The sequence below is a fragment of the Metabacillus rhizolycopersici genome (genome assembly GCF_020075705.1).
Genome location: NZ_JAIQUM010000038.1, coordinates 42,422 through 54,060 on the forward strand (window position 1 = coordinate 42,422; position 11,639 = coordinate 54,060).

Below are 11,639 nucleotides of genomic sequence, written 5' to 3' on the forward strand. Positions count from 1 at the left end.
AACGGTAATTGTTTAATAAGTCTAGCTGTCAGTAACAAGTCGCGACTCCTTACTATTAGAAGTTGAACTATATTTTAACCAACAAATGAAAAATCATGTGTTGAACTATTACTATCACAAGTGGGCAATGATATTCCGAACGCTATTGTTAGTAGGGAAGCAAAGTAATGAAGGTGGTGGATGGTTCGTTTTTTCTTACTAGTAGTTAGAACGAGGGCTCGCATGTGAATGAAAATAGATAGGTAGAATCTTTGGAGTGCCAAAAGTAATTTATCAATTGCATTCTGTTCTAAAAAATGTCAAATTTAGCTTTGAGAAGTTTGTCTAAAATTGCGAAACTATTTACAAACATAGAAAAATCTGTAATACTTCACAAGTAAGTTGATAATTTGTTTAGTTGACGAACGATTTGCCGAATAACTAGGAGGGGGACTCGATGAACCGCGATCGATTAAAAGCTAAGCTTCTTGAAAAGATTAATAACAGAAGAGAAGAAATGATTATAACAGCTAACAGAGAAGGTTATACAAGTGAAAGTGTTATAAAGTGTAGTCAGGAATTAGATATCCTTTTAAATAAATATCAACAATTATTGTTAGAAGAGGAACAGCAGGCAGGACGATTTCATGGTTTAGTCTTTTCGATAAATATGTGGGCGCATACAGACAGTTATTTCGAACAAATATTAGAGAAGCAATGACGAATGATCCACCATAGTGCACAATTATTTGAAGGAAATAGCCACACCTTTTAACTTGCTTATTTTACTAAAAAATTCTTTTCTTGTGGATAAGCGTTCGTTAACAAGCTTCAGTACCTTTCCAAAAAGTCATAAGACGCTCAATAATTGGAGAAGAACGATTCCTTCAATTATTGAGCGTCTTATGAACAGCCTATGTTTGATCCGCTTCCACCATTGTTCTTTAAAAACTATTAATTAAAATAACCATAAATAGAATGCCAATAATAAAAGAATACGTAGCATTTCCTTCATTACCATCACCATGGCTCTCGGGTATAAGCTCCTTGTAGATGATAAAGAGCATCGCACCTGCAGCAAATGACAATCCGTACGGTATAAGAAAATCGATAAAACTTGTTAAATAATAACCAAGCAAGGATGCAACAATTTCTACTGCACCTGTTGCTGTTGCAATTAAAAATGCTTTACCTTTGCCAATGTTCTGGTTGATTAAAAATAATGCAACTAAGAAACCTTCCGGCGCATTTTGTAATCCAATTGCAAATGCAATTAAATTTCCAGTATCATTTACAGTTGATGCATAGCTTACACCAACTGATAATCCCTCAGGAATATTATGTAGTGTAATGGCTGCAATAATTAGCATCGCTTTTTCGTCAAATTGTATTCCACTTATTGAATGTTCTAAATCGATGTGTGGGATGACCTTTTCTAACGATGTTAAGGTGAGAACACCTAATATTAAGCCAACTGAAACTTCAATTATTCCCCCGTAATTTAATGCTTCAGGAATTAGCCCCAACATAGCGGCAGTCATCATAATCCCAGCCGTAAAGGCTAAAAGAATATCGCGCCATCTGTGAGTAATTGATCCCTGTAATAATAGGATCGGAAGCGCTCCTAGTCCTGTTGCCAACGCAGATAAAATACTACCTAATAAAACTCCAGACATGTTAGCTTACTCCTTTAAAATGAAGATATCTCTCGGATGAAATTTAGAAATTTTGAACGGAAAAATTTACACATAATAATAAATATTATAACGTAAATAGTCTAAAAAGAAACTAAAGGACTAAGTTCTATACAATATTTTTCATACAAAAGTGAAGAAAGCGATTCATACATGTTATTTTAAAATAGATTGCCTGACTGCATTTCTGTATAATTCAAGTGTGGATGCTACTTAACTTTAGATAAACGTCACCAATAATAGAATAATATCTCACGCATAGCCAAACATGGAGTACGGCATACCAATAATGATGAAACTGTCTTTATTTTCATGAGAGTAAAATCCTCTTAGGAAGAAGTTTGACGATATTCCATCCTGTAGAAGGTTGACTTTTTGATAGTCTTGTTCTAATATAAGTTTAATAAAATTATTTTGAATTCGAGACAATATTAAAGGGATTGAATGAAAATGGAAAAATCAAAACAAACAGAAGAATCACTTAAGCTTTTTATTATACTATCACGTGCCCATCGTGCACTTAACGATGTAGTTAATAATTATATAGCAACATTTAAATTAAACCCTACAGAGTTTGCTGTACTAGAGCTCCTTTACCATAAAGGAGATCAACCTTTGCAGCAAATTGGCGGGAAAATTTTACTTGCTAGTGGAAGTATTACTTACGTAGTAGATAAATTGGAGCAAAAGGGATTATTGGCACGTAGAGCTTGTCCAAATGATCGAAGAGTAACACATGCACAAATTACCGAAAAAGGTAAACAATTAATCGAAGAGATATTCCCATCACATCAAGAACAAATTAATGAAATTGCGAGTGTTCTTTCAGATGAAGAAAAAAGTCATGTTACGGAACTTCTTAAAAAGCTAGGACTTCACGCGAAAGATATTTTGAATAAGAAATAATGCAAAAGGACCAGAGCATTGCTCTGGTCCTTTTGATACATAATGTTTAGTTGGACTCGTTATACATTATTTTTACTCATATGGTAAAATTAGAACTTCTACACGTCTATTTTTTTGTCTTCCTTCGTTTGAATCGTTTGAAGCTACTGGGCTGTATTCTCCTAAGCCTTTTGCACTAAATGCCCTTGGGTCTAGTTTTTCGTTCTCAAGTAAAGTTTTCATAAAATTAACTGCTCGTATCACGCTTAAATGCCAGTTAGAATCATATTTTGAGTTACTGATCGGAACGTTGTCTGTATGACCACTAATTGTAATATTACGAGGTGGATTCATTACTAGAAGTTCTGATATTTCTTTCGCAAGGTTTTTATCTTTGTTGCGAACATCCGCACTGCCAGAATCAAAGAAGATATCATCTAAGATCGTAATGAGTAATCCTTCATCTGTCATTGTTGTTTTTAATTTGTTCTCTAAAGATTTATCAGTAATGTACGTATTGACTTTTTGTTGTATTTCTTTTAGGTTTTTTTGCTCAAGTTGTTTTTGAGCCTCTTCTGAAACTTCCATGGATTTTTTTTCATTAGGCAATGTAGGTTGTTCCATCTCAATATTAGGAGTGGGACTTGGGTATTCTAAAACACCTGTACCACCCGTAAAAGTAGAGCTAAATGCGCTTGCGAGCTTTTGGAATTTCTGTGCATCAACTGAACTCGCCGCGAATAAAACGATAAAAAGCGCAAGTACAAGTGTCAATAAATCAGCATAGGGAACTAGCCAAGATTCATCGATATGTTCATCCTCATGTTTGTGCTTTTTCCTTCTAGCCATTTACGCTCTCTCCCTCAGTTAACGAAGCGTATAATTTGTTTCTTTCATGAACAGGTAAATATGTCGCAAGCTTTTGTTCAATTGCTTTAGGGGCCTGTCCTTCTAATACAGAAAGAACTCCTTCAATCATGACTTCCTTTACCTTCACTTCTTGCTTTGATTTGCGTTTTAATTTATTTGCAAAAGGATGCCATAGAACATAACCGGTGAAGATCCCCATCATTGTTGCGATAAAAGCGGCTGCGATTGCTTCCCCTAGTGCTACTGTATCCTCCATATGAGATAAGGCTGCAATTAAACCAATAACGGCTCCAAGTACTCCAAGCGATGGTGCATATGTCCCTGCTTGGGAAAAAATAGTTGCTGATGCTTGGTGACGTTCTTCCATCGCCTCAATTTCTTCGGTCATTACATCGCGAATAAATTCAGCATTTTGTCCATCTACAGCCATAAGTAAGCCGTTTTTCAAAAAGGGATCATCGATGTCAGAGAGCTTTGCTTCAAGTGCAAGTAAGCCTTCTTTACGTGCTACCTGTGCCCATTCAGAGAACAAAGGGATTAATTCTTGAATGGAAGAACCCTTTTCTTCTTTGAAAATGATTCCAAATAATTTTGGAACCTTTTTAATTTCACTAGTTGGAAAGGCGATGGTAACAGCTCCAATTGTCCCTAATATAATGATGAGTATAGCAGGTGCATTTAGTAGAGCAGCTGGGCTTACACCTTTTAAAATCATTCCAACACCAACAGCAATAATGGCAAGGATTATTCCAAATATTGACGTTTTATCCATTATAAATCACCATATTCCTAATTATTTTACTATCAAAATGTAGCCCATTCTTAACAGGAAGTAAAATCCCTGATTGATGGAAGCTCCATGAATGATAGTACAAGAAAAACTAAGGCTCCACTACTAGAACTTGGTAGAACCATGTTTTTCTAAGCTTACCTATTATATCGACGAGTTTATAAAAACTTTAAGGGATTCAAAAAGAAGTTATCGAAATATATATAAACTGTATGTTTTTCGTCACAATTTAACGTTCAAAATGAAAAGAACAAAAGCGGAAGCGCCTTGGTCAGACTAAGGCAGGCATAAGACGCTTTTGAATAGAAGGTGTTTTTTACCTTCAATTCAAAAGTGGCTTATGACCCCGAGGGGCTAGGCGCTTCCGCTGGATGTCGTGCGTTTATCCACAGTACAAGAATTTTATAGTACGCTATAACAAAATTAAAAGCACGATTCATTTTGTACCGTGCTTTTAATGACTAGTTTAGATTGAAAATAACAATCTTGAAATACCCCAATAATACAATGGGAGAAAAGTGACAACAAGATTGCAATAGAATAAGAGTTTTGCATAGAATGTTGCTTTCTTTTCAGAAGCAAAAAATGAACAGAGTGCTCCAAGTAGACTTGTACCACAAAATAAAATGAGTCCAAATGAATCTCCGAGACGTTCTAGGTAGAAAATAAACCCAAATGCAGATCCATTAAATAGTAGAAAAATGAAGGATATAAAGAGGAATAGGTTAGAATAATTTATCACTGACAACACCTCATAGCATGTATATGTATGATGGATTGAATCAATGACAAGAACCAAAAGCGCAAGCGCCTTGATCAGCCTCAGGCGTGGCCCTATGACCCGAGGGGTTGGACGCTTGCGCTGGGTGTTGTGCGCTTATCCACAGTACAAGAATTTTAGAGTTTCCTATAACACAAGGAAAAAGGGTTGACACAATGAAAGTGTCAACCCTTAGATTATTAAATAAATGAGAGAGTATAAGTTTTTTGACTTAGTTTTGGTGTCTAGCTCCAGCGCCTAGCTCCTCGGGGTCATAAGTCACACATGAATAGAAGGCAAAGAGCACCTTCTATTCATGTGCGTCTTATGCCTGTCGGAGCTGAACAAGGCGCTTGCGCTTTTCTTAATTTACGATAATTTCATCGTTTTGCACATCTACTAAAATCGTATTTACTTGTTCTCTATCTAATAACAGATCAGTTATTTTATCTTCAACATATTCTTGAATGACCCGGCGAAGTGGCCTTGCACCAAAAGCTGGATGATAGCCTAGATCAGCTAATTTTTCTTTTGCTTTATCAGTGACTGTTAAAGATACTTCTTGCTCTAAAAGAATGGTAGTTAGTTCTTTAAGCATAATTGAAACGATTTTAAGAAGTTCTTCTTTTTTAAGTGAAGAAAATTCGATAATGTTATCAAATCGGTTTAAAAATTCAGGTTTAAAGAAAGAGCCTAATGATTGCAATAGCTGACTTTCTTCCATGGCTGTATTTGTTTGTGTTTCAAACCCTACTGTGATTCGTTTTTCCTGAACACCTGCATTACTAGTCATAATGATTACTGTGTCCTTGAAGCTTACGGTACGACCTTGACTGTCCGTTAGTCGACCATCTTCAAGAATTTGGAGAAAGATGTGTTGTACGTCAGGATGAGCTTTTTCAATTTCATCCAATAAGACAATGCTATATGGATTTCGTCGAATTTGTTCAGTAAGCTGACCTGCTTCATCGTGTCCAATATATCCAGGTGGTGAACCGATAATTTTAGAGACGGCATGTTTCTCCATATATTCACTCATATCAAGGCGAATGAGCGCATCCTTCGACCCGAATAATTCTTCGGCTAGTGATTTCGTTAATTCTGTTTTTCCAACACCTGTTGGGCCAACGAAGAGGAAGGACCCGATCGGTCTAGATTTTGATTTTAACCCTGCTCGGCTTCTTCTAATTGCCTTCGATACTTTCTTAACTGCGTCCACTTGGCCAATTACTTTTTCTGATAAATTTTTCTCTAAATCTTTCATTTTAGACTGTTCATTTTCATGTAGTCTTCCAACCCGGATACCTGTTTTCTTCTCGATAAGCGCTTGAATATCTGCCACATCGACAATCAGTTTTTCATGCTTCGTCTCATTATTTAATTGAAGCTCAAGACGGGCTTCTTCATCCCTTAATTGAGCCGCTAATTCATAGTTTTCGTTGTGCGTCGCTTCTTGTTTTTGTTTTGCCAGATGTTCTAGGTGTTCTTTTAGTTGATCTTCGTTTACGGGCGTCATCGTTAAGTTCATTTTAGAACCAGCTTCGTCTAGCAGATCAATTGCTTTATCAGGTAAAAATCTGTCTTGAATATACCGGTGAGAAAGTGTTACACAAGCATCAATTGCCTCATCAGTATATGTGACATGATGGTAGTTTTCATATTTATTTTGGATTCCTTTAAGTATGCTAATCGCTTTGTCAATCGTAGGTTCTTGAACCATAACAGGCTGAAAGCGGCGTTCAAGTGCTGCGTCTTTTTCAATTGAACGGTATTCCTTCAATGTTGTGGCACCGACAACCTGAAGTTCACCACGAGCTAATGCTGGTTTTAAGATGTTACCTGCATCCATTGAGCCTTCAGCAGAACCCGCTCCGACAAGTTGATGAATTTCATCAATGAATAGAATAATATTTTTACGTTGTTGAAGTTCATGAATGATTTTTTTCATCCTCTCCTCAAATTGACCTCTTATTCCAGTGTTTGCAACAAGTGAAGCAACATCTAATAGATACACTTCTTTATTTGCAAGTTTAGCTGGAACAGTGCCATTCGCAATCTTTAGTGCAAGACCTTCGACCACTGCAGTTTTACCGACACCAGGTTCTCCAATTAAGACGGGATTATTTTTATTGCGACGATTTAAAATTTCAATCATATGGTCTACTTCATCATCACGACCAATGACAGGATCAATGAGTCCAGCACGTGCAATATGAGTTAGATTTCGACCAAGCTGATCAAGGATTCCATCACCGTTTTGTGCATTTCGATCGGGAATCGCTTGATTGGTTTGTTGGTTTGATTGCATTCCCTTTAATAAATCTTCAAATGGAAATGGAGAAAATCCAGTGGGAATCAATTGTTTATAGTGCGCATAACAATCGTTACATAATGTGACTTGTTTTTGTTGCTTATTTATTTGAATGCTTAGATGTACAGTTGCTTGTTTTGTTTGACAATTTTCACACATCATTGTTCATTACCCCTTTTTGTGTAAGTTTGAAAGAAGGAGGAGCTTTGTCCTTTTCATTAATGAGCGGCCAGACAAGGAACATCCGCCCAATAATATCTATCTCTTTTCCTTTTTATTGAATTTGATCTTATTTGACCAATGAGATGAAAAAATAAGGTCTATTGTTTGACCTTTATTGACCATATTATACTTTGACCTTTATTGACTTTCAAGTTTTTTGCCTTAAAATCGGTTAGTGAAATTATTACCAATTTTTAGTTTTAAAGTGTAAAGAATCTTCCGAGATTTTCCTCATATAATGAAACAAGCTTTGTTAACTAGAGTGGGGTGTGTAGAATGAGGCAATCTTGGATTTCTTCCTTTCAGGTTGCGGCTGTTTATGTCGGGACAGTTGTTGGGGCTGGGTTTGCAACAGGGCGAGAAATCGTTGAATTTTTCACGAAATACGGTGTTTTTGGACTAGCTGGAATTCTTTTAGCAGGTTTCCTTTTTATTTCAATAGGTACGAAAATGCTCATTTTATCAAAACGAATAAAAGCAAGATCATATCAGGACTTGATGACCTTTTTGTTTGGAGGGAAAATTGGAGGATTTGTGAATGTTTTTATGCTCGTTGTTCTATTAGGCTTAACATCAATCATGCTTTCTGGTGCTGGTGCAGTTTTTAAAGAGCAGCTTAACCTTCCAATAAAGCTCGGAGTTATCATTACAATTTTGCTCACAATTGCTGTTATGATTTTTGGAGTGAAGGGTTTATTTAGTGTGAATATCATTGTTGTGCCGATGTTAATTTTGTTTTGTACTATTTTAGGAGTCCAATCTTTTTCTTTAGAGCCCTTGTCCAAGCTACCTGAGGAAACAACAGGATCATTTAGGTGGGTCATATCAGCATTTTCATATGCTGCGTTTAATTTGACGATGGCATCGGCTGTACTTGTTCCTTTGGCAAGTGAAATTAATGATGAAAAAGTACTAAGAAGGGGGGGAATGATCGGAGGAATATTATTAACAATCATATTAATTAGCAGTCATTTTGCTCTTTCTACACTATCAAACATAATGCAATATGATATTCCTATGGCTCAAGTAATGAAAACAACGATTTTATCATTATACTTTATTTATATTGCCGTCATTTACGGTGAAATTTTCACATCAGTTATTGGAAATCTCTATGGACTTGAAAAGCAAATAACGTCATTCCTGAAAATTCCACGAATGGTTATCATCTGTGCAATTTTGTGTATTGCAGCCTTTATTAGTAAGATTGGTTACAGTTCACTTATCTCATCGTTATATCCAATTTTTGGATATATTTGTTTAGGGATGTTAGCTTTATTAATTATAAAAAAAGTTCCAAGAAAGTAGAAATTCATGTCGTAATATCACTGTTTTTCCTTCAGTGTGAATAGCAATCAGTATACGTGATATTCTTTTTGTATGTTAAAATAAAAAAATCTATTAAGTTATTTTCAAAACGGAGGGATATTTTGGATAAAATTGCGATCATATCAGATATACATGGTAACATCCCCGCTCTTGATGCAGTACTAGAAGATATTTATTCTAGGCAGATTGAACGTGTGTTTTGTTTAGGTGACTTAGTAGGGAAAGGTCCTGATTCAGGAATTGCAATTGAACGCATTCGTGAGGTATGTGAGGTTGTTGTTAAGGGGAACTGGGACGATTTTATAACGAATGATACGGAATTCGAAACATTAAAATGGCATCAAAAGCAACTACATAAAGAGCAAAATGATTATCTTAAACAATTACCATTTTCAATTACTTTTTATATGAGCGGTAAACTGATTCGCTTATTTCATGCATCTCCGTTTAGTGTATATAAACGAATTCAACCATGGGACTCAATTGAAAAAAGATTAAGCATGTTTGAAAATACAGCTGAAACGGGTAATGACTATAAAATGCCCGATATTGTAGGTTATGGTGATGTCCATCAAGCGTTTATTCAGCATTTTCATGGAAAGACTTTATTTAACGTTGGAAGTGTTGGAAATCCACTTGATCTCACTCAAGCCTCATATACGATACTTGAAGGGATCTATGGATCAGAAGAGAATTCAAGTTTCTCTGCTCAATTTGTACGAGTACCATATGATATTGAACATGCAATTCAATTGGCTAAACAGGTGAATATGCCGGATTTAGAACCCTATATACAGGAACTAACAACTGCTAGTTATCGTGGAAAGAAAAATTAGAAATGTTGATCCCGCATTAACAGGCAGAAATTCCCTTACCCTAGAGTTTTTCGTAAATCAAAGAAGTAAAGATGGGGATAAAAGATACCTATTAGTAGAAGTCTCTTCATATAAAATAAATTAGAAAAATCATCATTGTCGCTGTTTTCCTCATTTACGTTCATAATACGTTATTTTTCATTGGAAAAGGTATTATTAAAACGTTTATCACATATTTATTTAAGAAATCGGCAATGGGTGTCGTTTGACTGTACGGTTTCTTTCGTATTATGATAAACATAATATTAATTTGTGGGGTGATAATATGGGGCAGTGTTAAAAATAAATAGTCAAATAGCATCCCTTATTGTACTCCAAGCGGACGCTAGTAAAAATAAGATTCATAGAAAACTTCATAATCTTTCGTAAGATATAACTCTCAGGAGGTGACTCCTTATCCGTTAGTTGACGGAGTAAGGAAGCTTATTTGGACATAGTGAATTTGTTGCTTGTTGCAATTTTAATCGCTCTTACGGGCTTTTTCGTTGCTTCTGAATTTGCAATAATAAGAATTAGAAGCTCTCGTATTGACCAATTAATTGCAGAAGGAAACAAAAAGGCAAGTGCTGTAAAAAAGGTCATCGGTAATTTAGATGAATATTTGTCTGCTTGCCAGTTGGGAATTACCATTACGGCATTAGGTTTAGGGTGGCTTGGAGAACCAACAATTGAACATCTTCTCGCACCATTGTTTGCACAGTATGATATACCAACCTCTGTTGCAACAATATTATCATTTGTGATTGCGTTTGCTACGATAACGTTTTTGCATGTTGTAGTAGGAGAAATGGCACCAAAAACAGTTGCCATTCAGAAAGCGGAACAAATAAGTATGTGGTTTGCCGGCCCTTTAATGCTCTTCTACCGTATAATGTACCCGTTTATTTGGATTTTAAACGGATCGGCGCGATTTATTACAGGTCTTTTTGGATTAAAGCCTGTCTCAGAACATGAAGAGGCGCATAGTGAGGAAGAACTAAGGATTATTGTTTCAGAAAGCTATAAAAGCGGTGAGATTAATCAATCAGAGTTTAAATATGTAAATAAAATTTTTGAATTTGATAATCGAATAGCTAAAGAAATCATGGTACCTCGAACGGAAATTACCTCACTAGCAATTGATGCAACTTTTCAGGAACAATTAGAGATTATCAAAGGTGAAAAATATACTCGTTATCCAATTGTGGATGGAGATAAAGACCATATCGTTGGAATGATTAATATTAAGGAAATATTCACAGATCTCATTCATATTGAAGAACCGCATTTATTCTCAATTGAAAAGTATATTCGACCAATTATACAAGTACTTGATTCTGTTCCAATTCATGAATTGCTTGTGAGAATGCAAAAGGACAGAATTCATATGGCGATTTTAATTGATGAATATGGCGGAACTGCTGGTCTTGTAACAGTTGAAGATATATTAGAAGAAATTGTTGGAGAGATTCGTGATGAATTTGATACAGATGAAATGCCACTAATCCAAAAAATTAACGATTCTAAATATACGATTGATGGAAAAGTACTTGTTAGTGAAATAAACGAACTATTTGGTCTAGATATTGGTGACGATGATGTTGATACAATTGGTGGTTGGGTATTAACAGAGCAATATGATATCCAAATGGGAGGGCTCATTGAAATTGGCTCTTATACCTTTATGGTAAAAGAAATGGAAAACCATCATATCCGTACTCTAGAAGTCACGAAAAAGCAACAAGAAGAAGCAATCCGAAATCCAGCTATACTTGAAAAAAAAATAGCTACATTATAAAGGACTTACATTAGTAAGTTCCAGACTGTAGACAAACTCGATGAAAATTGAGTTTGCCTACGGTCTTTTTTGTTTTAAACTAGAAGTAAGAAAAACCTTGAGGTGATGACGATGCTTTCGAAACATAATTCTATTCAACGAGATCAA

The 11,639-nt window shown here is 35.6% G+C and carries 9 protein-coding genes; 5 read left to right on the forward strand and 4 right to left on the reverse strand.

All coding sequences use genetic code 11. The features are described 5' to 3' along the window. The first annotated feature begins 436 nt into the window (after nt 1–436). Entirely contained in the window at nt 437–700 is a 264-nt protein-coding gene (locus K9V48_RS16205; RefSeq protein WP_224140072.1) for an aspartyl-phosphate phosphatase Spo0E family protein, read from the forward strand. A 223-nt stretch (nt 701–923) separates the two neighbouring features. Here the strand turns inward: K9V48_RS16205 and K9V48_RS16210 are convergent, their stop codons facing one another. Then, the gene (locus K9V48_RS16210; RefSeq protein WP_224140073.1) at nt 924–1,655 is read right to left on the reverse strand and encodes a ZIP family metal transporter; all 732 of its coding nucleotides are present in this window, start codon (nt 1,653–1,655) and stop codon (nt 924–926) included. A gap of 468 nt (nt 1,656–2,123) precedes the next feature. On the opposite strand from K9V48_RS16210, the gene K9V48_RS16215 reads away from it, so the two are divergent. Further along, nucleotides 2,124–2,579, forward strand: coding sequence for a MarR family winged helix-turn-helix transcriptional regulator (locus K9V48_RS16215; RefSeq protein WP_224140074.1), 456 nt, complete (start codon nt 2,124–2,126; stop codon nt 2,577–2,579). A gap of 72 nt (nt 2,580–2,651) precedes the next feature. Here the strand turns inward: K9V48_RS16215 and motB are convergent, their stop codons facing one another. From motB to K9V48_RS16230, 3 genes are all read right to left on the reverse strand, one after another. Then, the gene (gene motB / locus K9V48_RS16220; RefSeq protein WP_224140075.1) at nt 2,652–3,407 is read right to left on the reverse strand and encodes a flagellar motor protein MotB; all 756 of its coding nucleotides are present in this window, start codon (nt 3,405–3,407) and stop codon (nt 2,652–2,654) included. After that, nucleotides 3,400–4,200: a flagellar motor stator protein MotA gene (gene motA, locus K9V48_RS16225; RefSeq protein ID WP_224140076.1), complete on the reverse strand. Its 801-nt coding sequence runs from the start codon at nt 4,198–4,200 to the stop codon at nt 3,400–3,402. Before motA ends, motB begins: the two co-directional genes overlap by 8 nt. 1,142 nt (nt 4,201–5,342) lie before the next feature. Further along, on the reverse strand, nt 5,343–7,451 hold the full coding sequence (locus tag K9V48_RS16230) for an ATP-dependent Clp protease ATP-binding subunit (RefSeq protein WP_224140077.1): 2,109 nt from the start codon (nt 7,449–7,451) through the stop codon (nt 5,343–5,345). Between the two features lie 336 nt (nt 7,452–7,787). On the opposite strand from K9V48_RS16230, the gene K9V48_RS16235 reads away from it, so the two are divergent. The 3 genes from K9V48_RS16235 to K9V48_RS16245 all read left to right on the forward strand — a co-directional run bounded on the left by K9V48_RS16235 (nt 7,788) and on the right by K9V48_RS16245 (nt 11,492). Then, a complete protein-coding gene (locus K9V48_RS16235) occupies nt 7,788–8,819 on the forward strand; it encodes a YkvI family membrane protein (protein WP_224140078.1) in 1,032 nt (343 codons plus the stop codon). A 122-nt stretch (nt 8,820–8,941) separates the two neighbouring features. Continuing rightward, on the forward strand, nt 8,942–9,676 hold the full coding sequence (locus tag K9V48_RS16240) for a metallophosphoesterase family protein (RefSeq protein WP_224140079.1): 735 nt from the start codon (nt 8,942–8,944) through the stop codon (nt 9,674–9,676). 466 nt (nt 9,677–10,142) lie between these two features. Then, a complete protein-coding gene (locus tag K9V48_RS16245; protein ID WP_224140080.1) occupies nt 10,143–11,492 on the forward strand; it encodes a hemolysin family protein in 1,350 nt (449 codons plus the stop codon). Nucleotides 11,493–11,639: the final 147 nt, after the last annotated feature.

What these genes read in the sequence shown, in the direction of transcription:
- K9V48_RS16205 (WP_224140072.1), top strand. Translation starts at nt 437, where the DNA reads ATGAACCGCGATCGATTAAAAGCTAAGCTTCTTGAAAAGATTAATAAC.
- K9V48_RS16210 (WP_224140073.1), bottom strand. Translation starts at nt 1,655, where the DNA reads ATGTCTGGAGTTTTATTAGGTAGTATTTTATCTGCGTTGGCAACAGGA.
- K9V48_RS16215 (WP_224140074.1), top strand. Translation starts at nt 2,124, where the DNA reads ATGGAAAAATCAAAACAAACAGAAGAATCACTTAAGCTTTTTATTATA.
- motB (WP_224140075.1), bottom strand. Translation starts at nt 3,407, where the DNA reads ATGGCTAGAAGGAAAAAGCACAAACATGAGGATGAACATATCGATGAA.
- motA (WP_224140076.1), bottom strand. Translation starts at nt 4,200, where the DNA reads ATGGATAAAACGTCAATATTTGGAATAATCCTTGCCATTATTGCTGTT.
- K9V48_RS16230 (WP_224140077.1), bottom strand. Translation starts at nt 7,451, where the DNA reads ATGATGTGTGAAAATTGTCAAACAAAACAAGCAACTGTACATCTAAGC.
- K9V48_RS16235 (WP_224140078.1), top strand. Translation starts at nt 7,788, where the DNA reads ATGAGGCAATCTTGGATTTCTTCCTTTCAGGTTGCGGCTGTTTATGTC.